At 64.2% G+C, this 15,454-nt stretch carries 15 protein-coding genes and 1 pseudogene; 4 read left to right on the forward strand and 12 right to left on the reverse strand.

What is annotated here, in order from left to right; all coding sequences use genetic code 11:
* Positions 1–31 precede the first annotated feature (31 nt).
* From tcuB to D2N39_RS22575, 3 genes are read right to left on the reverse strand one after another with little or no spacing between them, the layout of a single operon-like run.
* Complete coding sequence (gene tcuB, locus D2N39_RS22565) at positions 32–1,132, reverse strand: tricarballylate utilization 4Fe-4S protein TcuB (protein ID WP_119136934.1); 1,101 nt, start codon at positions 1,130–1,132, stop codon at positions 32–34.
* Entirely contained in the window at positions 1,122–2,513 is a 1,392-nt protein-coding gene (gene tcuA, locus D2N39_RS22570) for an FAD-dependent tricarballylate dehydrogenase TcuA (protein WP_119136935.1), read from the reverse strand. The genes tcuB and tcuA overlap by 11 nt, the downstream gene beginning before the upstream one ends.
* Positions 2,510–3,178: a GntR family transcriptional regulator gene (locus tag D2N39_RS22575; protein WP_119136936.1), complete on the reverse strand. Its 669-nt coding sequence runs from the start codon at positions 3,176–3,178 to the stop codon at positions 2,510–2,512. The genes tcuA and D2N39_RS22575 overlap by 4 nt, the downstream gene beginning before the upstream one ends.
* Before the next feature lie 114 nt (positions 3,179–3,292).
* On the opposite strand from D2N39_RS22575, the gene D2N39_RS22580 reads away from it, so the two are divergent.
* The gene (locus tag D2N39_RS22580) at positions 3,293–4,306 is read left to right on the forward strand and encodes an AbrB family transcriptional regulator (RefSeq protein WP_119136937.1); all 1,014 of its coding nucleotides are present in this window, start codon (positions 3,293–3,295) and stop codon (positions 4,304–4,306) included.
* Here the strand turns inward: D2N39_RS22580 and D2N39_RS22585 are convergent.
* From D2N39_RS22585 to D2N39_RS22605, 5 genes are all read right to left on the reverse strand, one after another.
* The gene (locus tag D2N39_RS22585) at positions 4,287–5,252 is read right to left on the reverse strand and encodes a D-2-hydroxyacid dehydrogenase family protein (protein ID WP_119136938.1); all 966 of its coding nucleotides are present in this window, start codon (positions 5,250–5,252) and stop codon (positions 4,287–4,289) included. The two genes, D2N39_RS22580 and D2N39_RS22585, sit on opposite strands and share 20 nt — an antisense overlap.
* Positions 5,249–6,340 (reverse strand): 4-oxalomesaconate tautomerase, encoded by a 1,092-nt coding sequence (locus D2N39_RS22590; protein ID WP_119136939.1) that lies wholly within the window; start codon positions 6,338–6,340, stop codon positions 5,249–5,251. The genes D2N39_RS22585 and D2N39_RS22590 overlap by 4 nt, the downstream gene beginning before the upstream one ends.
* Before the next feature lie 2 nt (positions 6,341–6,342).
* The gene (locus D2N39_RS22595) at positions 6,343–7,392 is read right to left on the reverse strand and encodes an isocitrate/isopropylmalate dehydrogenase family protein (protein ID WP_119136940.1); all 1,050 of its coding nucleotides are present in this window, start codon (positions 7,390–7,392) and stop codon (positions 6,343–6,345) included.
* A 13-nt stretch (positions 7,393–7,405) separates the two neighbouring features.
* Positions 7,406–9,340: a tripartite tricarboxylate transporter permease gene (locus tag D2N39_RS22600; RefSeq protein WP_199725352.1), complete on the reverse strand. Its 1,935-nt coding sequence runs from the start codon at positions 9,338–9,340 to the stop codon at positions 7,406–7,408.
* Positions 9,341–9,512: 172 nt separating this feature from the next.
* Positions 9,513–10,607, reverse strand: coding sequence for a Bug family tripartite tricarboxylate transporter substrate binding protein (locus tag D2N39_RS22605; RefSeq protein WP_119136947.1), 1,095 nt, complete (start codon positions 10,605–10,607; stop codon positions 9,513–9,515).
* A 155-nt stretch (positions 10,608–10,762) separates the two neighbouring features.
* On the opposite strand from D2N39_RS22605, the gene D2N39_RS22610 reads away from it, so the two are divergent.
* Together D2N39_RS22610 and D2N39_RS22615 are read left to right on the forward strand one after the other, a co-directional pair.
* A complete protein-coding gene (locus D2N39_RS22610; RefSeq protein ID WP_119136942.1) occupies positions 10,763–11,428 on the forward strand; it encodes a response regulator transcription factor in 666 nt (221 codons plus the stop codon).
* Positions 11,428–12,795, forward strand: coding sequence for a sensor histidine kinase (locus D2N39_RS22615; protein WP_233557398.1), 1,368 nt, complete (start codon positions 11,428–11,430; stop codon positions 12,793–12,795). The genes D2N39_RS22610 and D2N39_RS22615 overlap by 1 nt, the downstream gene beginning before the upstream one ends.
* Before the next feature lie 92 nt (positions 12,796–12,887).
* Here the strand turns inward: D2N39_RS22615 and D2N39_RS22620 are convergent, their stop codons facing one another.
* The 3 genes from D2N39_RS22620 to D2N39_RS22630 all read right to left on the reverse strand — a co-directional run bounded on the left by D2N39_RS22620 (position 12,888) and on the right by D2N39_RS22630 (position 14,422).
* Positions 12,888–13,247, reverse strand: coding sequence for a type II toxin-antitoxin system RelE/ParE family toxin (locus D2N39_RS22620; RefSeq protein ID WP_119136943.1), 360 nt, complete (start codon positions 13,245–13,247; stop codon positions 12,888–12,890).
* On the reverse strand, positions 13,244–13,516 hold the full coding sequence (locus tag D2N39_RS22625) for a type II toxin-antitoxin system ParD family antitoxin (protein WP_119136944.1): 273 nt from the start codon (positions 13,514–13,516) through the stop codon (positions 13,244–13,246). The genes D2N39_RS22620 and D2N39_RS22625 overlap by 4 nt, the downstream gene beginning before the upstream one ends.
* A 243-nt stretch (positions 13,517–13,759) precedes the next feature.
* A complete protein-coding gene (locus tag D2N39_RS22630) occupies positions 13,760–14,422 on the reverse strand; it encodes a GntR family transcriptional regulator (protein ID WP_233557400.1) in 663 nt (220 codons plus the stop codon).
* Between the two features lie 138 nt (positions 14,423–14,560).
* Here D2N39_RS22630 and D2N39_RS22635 point away from each other — a divergent pair, with 138 nt between their 5' ends.
* Complete coding sequence (locus tag D2N39_RS22635) at positions 14,561–15,346, forward strand: TRAP transporter substrate-binding protein (protein WP_119136945.1); 786 nt, start codon at positions 14,561–14,563, stop codon at positions 15,344–15,346.
* Between the two features lie 3 nt (positions 15,347–15,349).
* Here D2N39_RS22635 and D2N39_RS22640 read toward each other — a convergent pair.
* Positions 15,350–15,454, reverse strand: a pseudogene (locus tag D2N39_RS22640) (IS5/IS1182 family transposase); the annotation flags it as partial.

Consider the following 15,454-nt stretch of genomic DNA (forward strand, 5'->3'; position numbering starts at 1 on the left):
TGACCGCACGCGATGGCTTTCTGACAAGCCATCATTCGTTCGCGCTTGAGGGCGCGGGCTGGCCCGCCTCCGCCACCAGTGCGGCGAGGCGGTAGAAGCCGTGAACCATCTTGGAAAACGGCATCAGCAGGAACAGCACCATCACCGTCGAAAGGTGCACCGCCAGCAGCGGGCCGACAAGGGCGGAGCCGGTCGCGACATAAAGCCCGAGCCCGGTCAGCGCGACCGCGCCCAAAAGCAGCACAAAGGCCATCTCGCCGCCCCAGACCCGCGCCGCGCCAAGGCTGCGATCAGCGCGCAGCTTGAGCCAGCCGAGCCCCACGGCCCCCACTGCCATCATCAGGCCGCCCGGCACGCCCAGCAGCTTGGGCACCGAGATCAGCGCATAGGGCGCCTCAAGGCCCAGAAGGTAATGCATCAGGGTCGCACTGGAGGTCGAGGCAAAGCACAGCAGGAAGCCATACATCATCAGTTGGTGGAACACCCGGCGGCGATCGCTGAAACGGTCGCCCTTCTCGAAGTTGCACCCCTCGCCATGGCCGCCCGACAGGTTTTTCATCCGCGCGGCGCTGTCGAAGGCACGCAGCAGATGGGCCAGCCGCACCCGGCCGCCGCCGACCTCGCGCCAATAGTCGCGCACCGACAGTGCGATCAGCAGCAGCGGCAGCACGAAGGCGGGCGCAAAGATCGCCACCAGCGTGTTATGCGCCAGATGCGCATAGAAGCCTGCGCCCTCGACCGGACGCAGCGCGCCAAGCGCCCAGAAGAAGACCGCCAGCGCCACGACCAGCAGACCGGCCATCGCCACGCCATGCGTCTGGAACAGCCGCGCCAGCGCCTGCGGACGCGCCAGCCGCTCCCAGCTTTCGACGCGAACCTCGGCCAGCGCGGCCGGGATGTTCAGCGCGAATTCATGCGGCGCGGTATATTGGCAGGCGTAATAGCAGCCGCGGCAGTTGTGGCACAGGTTGGCCAGCTGCGTCAGGTCACCATCGGCGAAGGACTTTTGCCGGGTCATCGCCGGGAAGACGGCACAGAAGCCCTCGCAATAGCGACAGGCATTGCAGATCTCGATCTGGCGGCGGGCCTCGTCGGTGGCCGAAGGGGCCGGGATAATAAGGTCAAGCGACATGCGCGGCGGCCTCCTTGCCTGCGATACGTCCAAAAACGGTCCCGATGGTCATGCCAAAGCCCGCCAGATAGCCTTGGCCCAGGATCGACCCTGCCATGATCTCACCGGCGGCCCAGAGGTTGCGGATCGAGCCTTCGGCACTGTGCACCTGGGCATGGGCATCAACCTTCAGCCCCAGATAGGTAAAGGTCACGCCGGGGCGCAGCTGATAGCCGTAATAGGGTGGGGTATCGAGCGGCCGCGCCCAGTTGGTTTTCGGCACATCAAGGCCCTCGGTTGCCAGCCCGTCCAGTTCGGTCGGATGGAACTTGCCGGGGCGACAGGCGGCGTTGAAACCATCGACCGTGGCGCGCACAGCCTGCGGATCAAGGCCCATCTTGTCGGCCAGTTCCTCGATCGTGTCGGCTTTGACCGGCGGGAAGACCGAGGGCATGAACAGATCGATCGACTTGGCGTCGATCAGCGCGAAACCCACCTGATCGGGCTGCGCCGCGACAAGACGGCCCCAGATCGCATAGCGTTTGGGCCAGACATCCTCGCCCTCGTTGTAGAACCGCTCGCCATTGGTGTTCAGCACGATCGAGAACGGCACACAGTCCAGACGGGTGACGATGCCGCCGTCGTATTTCGGAGCGCGCCCGTCGATAGCAACCGCGTGGCACTGGGTCGGGTCGCCCACGCTTTCGGCGCCCTGGTCCAGCATGTCGCGCAGCACCACGCCACGGTTGTAGGGCGTGCCGCGGATCAGGAAGTTGCGCGCCGACGGACCCCATGCGCGCGCCAGCCAGTCGATATCGGCCTGAAATCCGCCCGAGGCCAGCACGAAGGCCCGCGCCTTCACCGTCACCGGGCGGCCCGCGATTTCGGTGTCCAGATGGGTGATGCGATCACCCTCGCGGTGGACATGGGTCACCTGCGCGTCATAGGCAACCTTCACGCCCAGATCCTCGGCGGTATTGTAATAGGCATTCACCAGCGCCTTGCCGCCGCCAAGGAAAAAGGCATTGGTGCGTGACAGGCTGAGTGTGCCCGAAAGCGACGGCTGAAACCGCACGCCATGCGCCATCATCCACGGCAGACATTCCTCGGACGAGCGGATCGCCATCCGCGCCAGCCCCTCGTCGGTCTTGCCCTTGGTCACCAGCATCAGGTCGTGCAGGTATTCCTCTTCCTCATAGGCGTCGGTCAGCGGGAACATCGGTCCCTTGTGCATGCAGCGGAAGTTGCGCGTGTGGCGGCTGTTGCCCCCGCGATAGGTCTTGGGCGCACCTTCCAGGATCAACACGCTGGCACCCGCCTCGGCCGCGGTGATCGCCGCGCAAAGAGCGGCATTGCCGCCGCCCACGACGGCCAGATCAAATGTCTCGGGCCAATCTTTCATGCCTCGTCCTCCATCGGTAAATCACGCCCGCGCATGCCGCGGATTCGGGCCGACAGCGCAGCCTCGACATGGACGCGCATCGCGGCTTCGGCGCCCGCGCCATCGCGGGCCAACAGCGCATCAAGCACTGCGGCATGTTCGCTTACCGCCGATGCGGCGCGCTCGGGTTCGGCCAGGGTCGTCGGACCCAAGATCAGCAGGGTCTTTTGCAGCGCGCTCATCGCCTTGATGAGGAAGCGGTTGCGTGCCGCCTCGATCAGGGTGCGGTGGAATATCCGGTTGATCTCGCGCGCTTGCGCGCCCGCTGGCGCCGCCGCCAGTTCGGAATTCAGCGACGCCAGTTCCGTCAGTTCGATATTCGAGGCCGCCCGCGCCGCCAGCCGCGCCGCCGTGCCTTCCAATACGGCGCGCATCTCGTAAAGCTCGACCACCTCGGCGTGATCCAGACTGCGGATCGTCGCGCCCTGACGCGGCAGATGTGCCACCAACCCGTCGGATTCCAGCTGGCGGATCGCCTCGCGCACCGGGGTGCGGCTGATGCCCAGCCGCTCTGCCAGTTCGATCTCGCGCAGCCGGGCGCCGGGCGACAGGGCACCGCTGCGGATCTCGTCGAGGAGACGGCGATAGGCGCTCTGGCCCTGCGGGATCTCGGTCTCGTCAGCCATGAATCGACTCGCTTGTGAATATTGTGTCCGGATGTATACATTGGGATACAATATCGTGCAAGGAGTTCCGACGTGACCACTTCCCTTCGATCCCGGCCTGTGATCCGGCGCGTCATGACCCTTGGCCTCGCAGTTGCGGGAACGGCGGTGTTCAAGCTGCTCGGCCTGCCGCTGCCGTTCCTGTTCGGGCCAATGACCGCCTGCCTGATCGCCGCACTGGCGGGCGCACCGCTGCGCGGGATGGGTCAGGTTTCGGTCGCGGCGCGCACCATTCTGGGCGTGGCGGTCGGCGCCTCGATCACCCCCGAGGTGGTGGGGCGCATCCCGCAGATGGCGGGCAGTGTGGCGCTGGTGCCGGTCTATGTCGTGCTAATCGGTCTGGTGGGTGTGCCGTTCTTTCGCCGGCTGGGCTATGATCCGGTGACCTCTTGGTATGCGGCGATGCCGGGCGGGTTGCAGGACATGGTGATCTTCGGCACCGAAGCCGGGGGTGACGGGCGGGCGCTGGCGCTGATCCACGCGACGCGGGTCTTGGTGATCGTGACGCTGGCGCCGATGATCCTGACCGGGCTTTGCGGCGCGGGGCTGACCGGGGCGGTTGGCGCGCCGATCGCCGATCTGCCGCTGGGCGAGCTGATCTTGATGGCAGGGGCGGCGCTGGTCGGCTGGAAAGGGGCGGAACGGGTCGGCCTGTTCGGCGCCTCGATCCTCGGGCCGATGATCGTGACCGCCGTGTTGTCGCTCACGGGGCTGATCCACAGCCGTCCGCCCGCCGAGGCGATCTGGGCGGCGCAGCTGTTCATCGGGCTCGGGATTGGCGTGCAATATGTCGGCGTCACCCTGCGTGAGCTGCGCAGCTTCATCCTGTCGGGGCTGGCCTTCGTCGTGCTTCTGGCGGTGCTGGCCGCGATCTTCACCGAGATCGTCACGCTCAGCGGCCTTGCCCATCCGGTCGAGGGGTTTCTGGCCTTCGCCCCCGGCGGGCAGGCGGAAATGACCGTGCTCGCGCTGGTGGCGGGGGCTGATTTGGGCTTTGTCATCCTGCATCACCTGACGCGCATCGTCGTGGTGATCCTCGGCGCGCCCATCGCGGCGCGGCTGATCGGGATCAGGCGCCGGAAGGGGTGACAAGGTTGATCGGGTGGCCTGCGGCAAAGGCGTTCACCTGATCAAAGACCTCGGCGAATTGCAGGTCGAACTCGTCTTCCGTGACAAAGCCGATATGGGGCGTCGCGATCACGCGGGGGTGCGACAACAGCGGGTCGGCGGGATCGGTCAAAGGCTCGGTGTCAAAGACATCCAGCGCGGCGATTTCGGGCCGCCCGGCATCCAGTGCGGTCAGCAGCGCGCCGGGCGCGATCAGACCCGCCCGCGCGGTATTGACCAGAACCGCGCCGGGCGGCATCTGCGCCAGATCCTCGGCGGTGATGATGCCCGCGGTCTCTGGCGTCAGGCGCAGATGCAGGGTCAGAATTTCCGAGCGGGCAAAGAATTCGGCCCGGCTTTCGGGCACCTCGCCGCCCGCAAGGCGCGCCCGCGCCCGCCCCGCGTCAGACCCCCACCAGATCACCTGCGCTCCAAAGGCCCGCGCATAGCCCGCGACCAGTTGCCCGATGCGCCCGTGGCCGTAAATGCCGATCGTGCGCCCGCGCAGGCTGCGGCCCACGCCCTGCTGCCAGCGCCCCGCCTTGGCTGCCGCCATCTGCCCCGGCAGATCGCGCAGCCCCGCCAGAATGAGCGCCCAGGTCAATTCGGCCGCCGCATGGTTGGGCGCGTCGTCGGATTTTCGGCTGGCAAAAGCCACGCCAAGGGCAGTGCAGGCCGCCACATCGACATGCGGCCATGCCCCGCGCCCCGAAATCAGCCGTAGGTTCGGCAGTTCGGCCAGAAATTCAGCGGTGATGCGGGTGCGTTCCCGAAACAGGCAGATCGCCTCGGCTTCCTTCAGTCGTTCAACCAGCGCAGGCCCCGCCACGCGATCTGTCCAAACAGTGACGTCATGCCCCGAAAGCTTGTTGAAACAGGGCAGATGTCGCAGCGTGTCAGCCCAGTCATCAAGGACATGAACCTTCATTTCCCCCCCCAGACGGCCTCTGGCACCATGACCTCGCCGCGTGCAAGGAGCCGTGCGGTGCGCAGAAGGCCGGCGGATTTCAGGGTAAAGCCCTCGGGGCCGGTCTGGTAATCGACCGTGACATCAATCACGCCGCCGGGGTGCTCGATCAGCACCAGCGCGGGCACGCCCTCGGGCGCGGTGAACAGCCCCTCGGCCACGGTGCCGGGCGTCAGCACGCAGGAGGCCAGGCATTGCGCCCCGGTCACCGCCATGGTCGGATGACAGTTCCACGGCATGAAATAGCGCGCGCAGATCGTGCCTCCCGCGCGCGGCGGGGCGAGCAGCGCGAATTTCGGTGTGACCGATTGCGACACATCGCCCAGCCCCATCCGCCGCCCGGCCTCGCGCCGGATGGGTTCCATCCGGGCATAGAAATCACGGTTCGCGTCCAGTTCCTCAACCGTTTCGTAACCGCTCAGTCCGAAATCTGTGGCGCGGGCAATGGCGATCGGCATGGCGACATCCATGCAGGTCACCTCGATCCCGTCGATCACATCGCGCAAGGCCCCCGTCGGCAGCAAGGCCCCGGTGGCCGAGCCGACGACATCCATGAAATTCAGATAGATCGGCGCCGCGGTGCCCGGCACGCCGTCGATCGCCGCCTCACCCGCGTATTCGACCTGCCCGCCCGGCGTGCGCACCACCGCTTCGACCTTGGCGCCGGTGTTGACCGAGCGGATGCGGATGCGCGTCACCTCGCCCTGCGGCGCGATCAGGCCCATCTCCAGCGCGGCAGGGCCGACGCCCGACAGGATATTGCCGCAGGTCGGCTTGAAATCGACCAGCCCGTCCTCGACGCTGACTTGGGCAAAGAAATAGTCGATATCGCAGCCCTCGACCTCTGAGCGCGACAACATCGCAACCTTGGTCGTCACGGCCGCCCCGCCGCCGAGGCCGTCGATGTTCAGCCGGTGCCCAGACCCCAACGCAGCCACCAGCACACGCGCCAGCGTCTCGCGGTCTTCCGGCAGATCCTCACGCCGGAAATAGGGGCCACGCGACGTGCCCCCCCGGAAAAAGTGAAAGGAAATCGCGGTCTGTGCCATGGTCATGCCTCTTGAATCATTGTGGCAAGCCGTGCGCCGAAGGCAGCGGTGCCAAGCGCGCCACCCAGATCGGGGGTGCGGGTTTCGGGTTTGGAGAGTGCGCAATCGAGCACGGTATCGATGGCGTCGGCGGCGCTTGTCGCGCCCAGATGGCGCAGCAGCATTGCCGCCGATCCGATCAGCGAGGCAGGGTTGGCGCAGTCTTTCCCGGCAATATCCGGGGCCGATCCGTGCTGTGCCTGCGCGACGGCGGTGCCAGTGCCAAGGTTGAGCGATGCCGCCAGCCCCAGTCCGCCCGACAGTTCCGAGGCCAGATCGGACAGGATGTCGCCAAACATATTGGTGGCCAGAACCACATCAAACCGGGTCGGGTTCCGCACGAGATGGGCGGCGGCGGCATCGACCAGCAGTTCTTCGTGCGCGACCTGCGGATAGCGCGCGGCAACCTTGCGAACCTCGGACAGGAACAGCCCGTCCGAAATGCGCAAGACATTGGCTTTGTGGATGGTGGTGACACGCTTGCGCGGGCGCTGAGCCGCAAGCGCAAAGGCCGCCTCTGCAATCCGGGCGCTTCCGCGCGCGGTGATCTTGCGCATGGCTATGGCCACATCGGGCTCAACCAACACTTCGCCCGAACCCGAGGCCATGTTGCGGTCCGCGTAAAACCCCTCAAGGTTTTCGCGCACGATCACCAGATCGGTCTCAGCCGCCACCGGGCGCGGGGTGCCGGTGCGCGACCGGGCGGGGCGGATATTGGCGTAAAGCTCCAGTTCGCGGCGCAGAACGCCCGAGGGGTTCAGACCGCCTTCGGCAACTGGCGGATAGGCGTTGTGTGACACCGGCCCCAGAATCACCCCATCAGCCGCTTTCGCTGCCGCGATCACTTCGGGCGGAATGGTGGTGCCATGACGCCCCAATGCGGCAAAACCGATTTCGGCCCAGGTGAAGCGAAGCGGCAGAGCAAACTGCTCTGCCGCCGCGCGCATCACGGCGACGGTTGCCGCCGTGATCTCCGGGCCTATGCCATCCCCTTCCAGAACAAGCAGGTCCATCTGCGCATGCCCCTCAGCGGAAGGGCCAGGGCAGATCAAGCACGTCTTGCAGCACGCCCGAAGGGAAGTTCAGCGACAGCGCCCATGCGAGCACCAGAATGAACCCCGCCGCGCCTGCGGTCATCACGGCCACCGCAATCGGCCCGGCCTTGGCACGCTGGATCAGGAAGATCGGGAAGAAGATCAGCAGTGCCGCATAGAAGCCCACCAGCGCCGTCAATCCGACCAGCCCGGCAATCCACGCAAGCCCGCCCCAAAGATTGCCGATCCCGGCCTGCCCGACATGATCACCTGTCAGTTCCGCGTCGAAATGCGCGTGATGTCCGGGTTTGCCACGGGCCAGTTGCGGGATCAGGACCGCCAGCATCACCAGCCCGATGATCGACACCGACAACGGGAAGATCTTGCCCAGAAAGTCATGCTCGAGCGAGTCGATCAGCGCCAGAGCCATCAGCCCCGCCATCGCCACGGCAAAGCCGATCTGCGGCAGGTGGGCCTTGAACGTGGGCACATCCGGCGCGTCATCTTCATTGGGCACGACATGGCCATGCTCGTCCACACGGTTGCGCAGGCCAAAGACCACCGAGGCCACCGTCATCAGCCCGATGACGATCACGCCCGGACGGCCAAGGAAGGACCAACCGTTGAACTGCAGCGCCTGATAGAAATAGGTCTCGGCCTGCGGCGCCAGCACATAGCCGATCAGCAGCGCCGGGCGCGGCCAGCCGAAGCGCTTCATAAGCACACCCAGCACGCCCAGCGAGAGCAGCGCCACGAGGTCGGCCAGCGAGCGCGTTGCCTGAAAGGCGGCAAAACAGATCAGCACGATCATGAACGGGGCAAGGCGCTGGAACGGGATCTGCGTGAGTTTCGAGATCGGGATTGCCAGTGCAAGGCAAATGCCCGCACCCATCACATTGGCCAGCGCCAGCGACCAGATCACCGAATAGGTAATGTTCAGGTCAGCGCCGACCATCGACGGCCCCGGCTGAATCCCCAGGAGAACCATTCCGCCCAGAAACACCGCCATGGCCCCCGAACCGGGAATGCCGAACAGCATGGTGGGCAGAAGCGCGCCGCCCTGCATGGCGTTGTTCGCGCTTTCAGGTGCAATCACACCGCGAATGTCACCCTTGCCGAATTGGGGGTCTTTCTTCACCGTTTGAACGGCATGGCCGTAGGCGATCCAGTCCACGACCGAGCCACCGAGTCCCGGAATGGCGCCGATGATGCAACCAAGACCGGCGCAGCGGGCCGAAAGCCAGATGTTGTGCCACCAGTCACGCAGGCCATCAAACCAGCCGGACCCCAGCGCATTGCCCGAGGCGATGGCCGAGTTCTTGCGCAGCAGATCGGCGATCTCGGGAATTGCGAAGAACCCCAGACCGACAATGACCAGCGGAATACCGTCGTACAGGTATTCCGAGCCAAAGATCATGCGAAACTCGCCCGTTGCGGGCGCACCGCCGATCGAGCCGATGATAAGTCCGATGCAGCATGCCGCCAGCCCCTTGGCCAGCGAGCGCCCTGCCAGAACCGCCACCATCGACAGGCCAAACAGCGCGAGCATGAACAACTCTGCCGAGGCAAAGGACAGGATGATCGGTCGCGCGATCACCACAAAGCCCGTCAGCACAACCGCGCCGAAAATTCCTCCCGCCATCGACGAGATGAATGCCGCCGAGAGTGCCCGCGCCGCCTGACCCTGTCGCGCCAGCGGAAAGCCATCCAGCACGGTGGCCTGACTGGCCGACGAGCCGGGAATACCCATCAGCACCGAAGAGAACGTATCAGAGGTGGGGATGACGGCCACAAGGCCGATCAGCATGGCAAGGGCGGCGATCTCGTCCATGCCGTAAAGGAACGGCATCAGCAGCGACAGGCCGGCAATACCGCCAAGGCCCGGAATTACGCCAATCACCAGCCCGACCGACACACCCAGCAGCATGTAAAGCAGGTGTTGAAAGGTCAGCAAGGCCGCCAGGGCGGACAAAAGGGTATCGACCACGGTAGGAACCTCCCGTGTTGGTCGCGCTGTGGCGACTGGTCAGATCTCTTGAAGAAAGCGGGGGGGGGGCGGACGCGGCATGTGCCGCGTCCGCAGGTCAGGCAGGGCGGTGTTACTCGCCCAGTTTCACGCCGTATTCGGCGCCCAGCATCTCGACGACTTGCTTCCGCAACTCGGGCGCGATGGTCGTGCCTTTTTCGAACAGTGCCTGCGCCAAGGGGCCGGTGACTTGCTCGTAGGTGCCCAAGACCGCTTCGGCATTCGCCTGATAATCGGGGTCTGCTTTCATGTCCTCGAAGGCCTTTTGATAGGCGGCAACGATGTCATCGGGCGTGCCATTGGGCAAAAACACCATCTTCTGCGCCGGGAACCCCGCCGTGAAGAAGGCAAAATAGGCATCATATTCCGGACCCGAAGGGGCCTTGCCGGTCAGGGTCTCATAGGCTTCGGCGAAAGACGGCAGATCGGGGAAGGTCGGGTCACGCACAACCTCGCCCGCCTCGTTCAGCACGCCCCAGCTGAACAGCGGAACGGCCTGACCGGCATCAACAAGCGGCTGCACGTTCTTGAGATAGGCCGAAGAGGTCTGGTAATCGATGTTCACCTCGCCCCGCTCAAAGGCCAGACGGCCATCGCCGCGCCCTTTGAAACCAAAGACGTGCTGCACATTGAAGCCCATCAGGCGGAACCCCAGCAGCGGCACAAGGTCAAGCGAGGTGGCGCCTTGGCTGGCATAGACCAGTTCCTTGTCCTTCAGCTTGGCAATGTCCTGCGGCCCGGTCAGCCCCAGCGACGGCGACGCATAGACCGCGCCCCCGGTCGGACCCGCCATCGCGATCTTCCAGTCCTTGTATTCATAGCGCACCCGCGGATCGCCCAGCAGATAGGGGAACTGCGTCGACCCCGAAGTGCCGAGAATCGTCAGCCCGTCGGGCTTGGCACGCGCGGCGAACAGGTTCGTGCCCTTGGTTGAACCGCCACCGGGTTCGTTCACCACCACCACAACCGGGTTGCCCGGCAGGTATTTCGACAGCAGCGGCGCGTTGAACCGCGCCCAGGTGTCCGAGCCGCCACCGGCGGAGAATGGAATGATCCATTCGATCGTCTTGCCCGCAAAATCAGCCTCGGCTGCTGCCGGCCAAGCAAGCCCAAGCGCAACCGCGCCGGCTGCAACCCCAAGCGCCACGCGGCGCGTAATGGTTTTCATATTCTTGTCCTCCCGGAGTTCCCATGCACGCCGGATCCCCTGAAAGGTGGGCGGCGTTTCACCGTTCTTGATTTCTCCTCCCAAGCGCGGCTTGATGACGATCATAGGCAGTCTAGCTGTCGATAACCTGTCCGGTGCCTGAAAAAAGGCAATTCATGCACATCATCTTGGTGGAAGATAATCTCAGCCTTGCAAGGGGCATCGAAAATGCCCTGAAAGATCAAGGGCATGCGCTGGATCATCTGGATGATGGGCTGGCGGCGGATGTTTTTCTGACACGCCATTCGGCCGACGTGGCGGTGATTGACATCAACCTGCCGGGGCTGTCCGGGATCGACATTATCCGACGCTTGCGCGGACGTGGCAATGCGATGCCGGTCCTGATTCTGACCGCGCGGGGCAAAACCTCGGAGCGGGTCGCGGGTCTTGATGCCGGGGCTGACGACTATCTGGTGAAGCCCTTCGACATGGAAGAACTTGTCGCCCGTCTCAGGGCATTGGCGCGGCGGCGCCCGCAGGTTGCGCCCGAACGCGAAACCGTAGGGCAACTGGTTTATGACCGTGTGCAACGCACGGTCTTGCGTGAAGGCAGCCCGATTGAACTGCCGCGACGTGAACTGGCACTCTTCGAATTGCTGCTGGAACACCGTGGGCGGCTGATCGAAAAGGACCGGATCGCAGACGCTCTCTACGGTATCGGCGCACCGGTCGAGACCAATGCGGTTGAGCTCCTGATCTCGCGCTTGCGGCGCAAAATCGAAGGGAGCGGCGCCACGATCCGCACCGCGCGCGGCCTTGGCTACATGCTGGATGCCAATTGATGCTGGGCAAGCTGTCGCTGCGGGGACGGCTGTTTCTTTTGCTCATGCTGCCGCTCATTGCCGTGGCGGCGGTGGCTTCCATCGCACGCTATCAGGTTGCCAATGGGCTCTCGCGTGAACTCTATGACAACACCCTGCTGGTGGTGGCTCTGACAATCTCGCGCGATGTGGTGATTTCCGAAGGCGATGTGCTGACCGAGAACCTGCTGGATGAACTGACCGCCGCGCTGGGTGATCCTGTTTATTATCGCATCACGGGGCCGGGTGGCAGTTTCGTCACGGGCTATTCCGATCCGCCGAACATGCCTGCGGAGAACGAAGCCGTCGGAAATGAGCCGGTGTTCTTCGACAGTGTTTCCCTGGGCAAGCCAGTCAGGGCGGTGGTGCTGCGCGAATACATCAGCGAACCGCAGTTTGGTGGCTGGGTCACTGTCGAGGTCTGGCAAACCACCATTCAACGCTCGGCACTATCGCAGAAGCTGGTATTGCAATCCATCTTTCTGCTTGGATCGGTGATCCTGACGGCAGGCTTGATCTTGTGGTTTGGCATCAAGCTCGGCCTGAAGCCGCTGCTTGATCTGCGCGAGGCAATCGGCAAGCGAAACGCTGACGACCTGCGTCCGATTCGTCGCTGGGTGCCACCGGAATTGCGCCCGCTGGTGCGAACCACCAACTCGCTCTTCGAGCGACTTGCGCAAGCTTTTGCATTGCGTGACGGGTTTATTTCTGATGCCGCGCATCAGATGCGCAACCCCGTAGCCGCTATGCAAAGCCAGGCCGAAGCTGCAATGAGCGCACCTACCGAGGCAGAGTTGCGAAGCCGTGTTGCGGATCTGGCGCAAAGCGCGCGCGCCACAAGTCGGTTGACATCGCAGCTTCTGTCGCTGGAGCGGGTGCGCGGGCGCAGTCTGAAGGAGTTCGTGCAAACGGTTGATCTCGTTACATTGATCCGCGAGCGGGTGCGCGTCTTTGCGGAAGCGCAATTGCGGCTGGATGTGGATGTGGATTTTTCAGTCACCGGCACGGCGCGGCCTGTGGAATGCGATCCCGTTCTTGTGGACGAGATGGTGATCAATATACTCGACAACGCAGCCAAATATGCGTTGCGCCCCGGAGGACGGATGGAAGTGTCCGTAGACTTCACGCCGCACTCTGTTTGCCTGCGCTTTGCCGATGATGGCCCCGGCGTTCCGCCCGAAATGCGCGAGCGGATCTTCGATAGATTTTTCAGACTGGATAGCGATCAATCCCGTGGGTGTGGTCTGGGGCTTGCCATCGTCAGCGATGTGGCCATGGCACATGGCGGGACTGCACAATGTCGTTCTGATGGAAGCGGCGCGATCTTCGAGGTCACCTTGGTCGCCTAGGTGTTCAGCCCCGGCATCTGGTGGATCGGCCCGCTCGGCCAGATTACGCAGGGAAGGGGGCTTGTGATCCGTCAGGGGAGGGGGCGGCAGAGTCAGGTGTCACGGCGTCGTTCCAGCAAGCGGATCAGCATCCGGCGCTGCTGGTCCTGGCCACCGAAGAACACCGAAAGAACGCGGATCACCCGCTCGGCGTCATCGACCGTGAACCAGAAGGTCGCCTTGCCAAAGGCAATCTGCCTCAGCCCCGGCAGCAGATCATCATGGCATTGCCCGCGAAAGGGTGCAGTCGCGATCCGAAGCGAAGAGTCGAGGATTTCCTCCAGACGTTGCGTTGCCCGCTGCGTTGCTTCGGCCGGGCTGTCGCCGAACGAGATGTAGCTGTTGATCAGATGGTCGAGGATCAGGGAAAAATCCCGCTCGGCGTCTGCCGCGAATTCAGTCTGCCAGTTCATTTCGATGCGGCATCGTCCCGCCGCGCCGCACAAGAGGCAGTGACGCGTTGCCGCATCTCATCGGCGGATAGGAAGGCGCCTTTCTGCCGTTCTTCAACCAGCATGCGCAGTGCAGAGCGGTCCAGCCGCTCATCTTCGGCCTTCTGGCGCAGCAGATCCAGCCCGTGTTGCACTACCGCGCTGACCGAAGCGAAGCGTCCATCCTGCACCTGCGCGCGTACAAAGGCGTGATGTTCATCGCTGAGCGATATCGAGGATTTCACGGTCACGGGGATACTCCTTGCCCCCAAGAAGGTATGACCAGGTAGCACGTTGGTCAAGCTTTCTTGTGGGAAACAAGGCCCGCGAAGGCTTTTCAAGCGCGGATTCCAGCCGTGCGCGTCAGCCATATCTTCTTTGCGCAGGATAGGCGGCTGAGAGAGTCACACGTCACGCCGTAAACGTGGTTTCAACCACGCCACGCTGAGCCGCCGGGTGGTGAAGTTCGCCCCACAGATCACCCGCGCGCCGGGTCAGGTCTGATCGCGCTCGGTCATCATCTTAAGACGCACGCGGTAGCCCGAAAGGATATGTTGGCGCGCGGCGCGCTCGGCCCGGTCGCCATCACCCTTGGCAATCGCATCCACGATTTCCTCATGTTCTTGCTGCGCAGCGATGATCCGCTCTTCGTTGGCATAGGTAGAGCCGGGCAGCAGGCTCAAATGCACCCGTAGGTTTCCCAGCGCCTCGATCATGAACTGGTTGTGCGAGGCCTGAACGATCAGCCGGTGCAGCGACTTGTTGCGCTCGAACAGCTTGACCGGATCGCGGATCTCGCGGTCGCCCTCGACCATTTCGCGCAGCAGGCTGACCTCGGCGCGCGAGGCGTGCTCTGCCGCAAGACGCGTCGCCATGCCTTCCAGACCCTCGCGCACGGCAAACAACTGGCGCAGTTGATCATAGCTCATATGTGCCACGATCAGCCCCCGCTGCGGCCCGTGCTCGGCCAGACCCATCGCGTGCAGACGATGCAGGGCTTCGCGCACCGGCGTCCGGCTGATCCCCAGCCGCTGCGCCAGATCGACCTCGGTCAGACGGCTCCCCGGGCGCAGTTCGCCGAGCTCGATCAGACCCATGATATGATCCAGCGGGCTGCGCCGTGCCTCGGTCGTATCAGAGCCGTTCTTGATCGCCATGCCTGAACCTTTCCCGGTGGACCGCTGCAACTGCACCGGCGGGGACCTTTCAATCGTGTCTGTATACAAATGTTCCGCCAGACGCACCAGTGCTTTGGCACAAGCCAGCCATGCGCGGGTGCCGGTTAAAGCCCCTGCATGTCGGTCAGGCGGCGCAGAACGAAATTCTGGCGGCGCTGGTTCCCGAACCGCCATCTGGGCGATGACAAGCAATTGCTGGAGGGGGGTGTCGCCGGGCTGATGGATGTGGTCGCCGTCTCTGGTGTGCTGATCCCGCTGGTCACCGGCCGTCAGGCAATGAACGCCTGGCAGATGCCCTTCCTCATCCGCGACTACGACCATTTCGGCGCGCTGGCGCTCGGCGACGTCGGGCAGAAGATCTTCGACGACCTGCGCCCGGCCGGGCTGGTGGGCCTCGCGGTCGCCGACACCGGCCAGCGCAACTTCCTGTCGATCAACAAGGCGGTCACCACGCTCGCGGATTTCTCGGGGCTCAAGACCCGCATCGTGCCGGTGCCGCTGCACCAGCAGATCTGGGAGACGGTGGGCACCGCGCCCGTCGGCCTGCCTTACGGCGAGGTCTATGGCGCGCTGGAAACCGGGGTAATCGACGCTGTCGAGATCAACGTCTCCTCGATGCTGGGCGAAAACCTCTGGGAGGTCGGCAAGCACTTTACCCTGACCGGCCACTACCCGTGGCACATGTCCACGGTGATGTCCGGGCGCTTCTTCGACGGCCTCAACGACGAGGAGAAGGCCGCCGTGATCGAGGCTGGCCGGCGTTCGGTCACCGCGACGCTCGACTATGCCAAGACGCAGGATCTCGAGGGCCGCGAGCAGCTCAGATCCAAGGGCGTCGAGATCGTCGAGCTGAGCGAGCTCGATCAGATGCGTGATCGCGTGTCTAGGGTCAGGACCCATTGATCGTCAAAGCCAGAAGATGACGGTTGCAGCGAGGGCGACTGCTGACAGGAAGACCTTGGGGCATCTGTCATAGCGGGTGGCGACGCGGCGCCAGTCCTTGAGCCTGCC

Origin of the sequence: Gemmobacter lutimaris, assembly GCF_003570715.1 — a bacterium.
GTDB lineage: Bacteria > Pseudomonadota > Alphaproteobacteria > Rhodobacterales > Rhodobacteraceae > Gemmobacter > Gemmobacter lutimaris.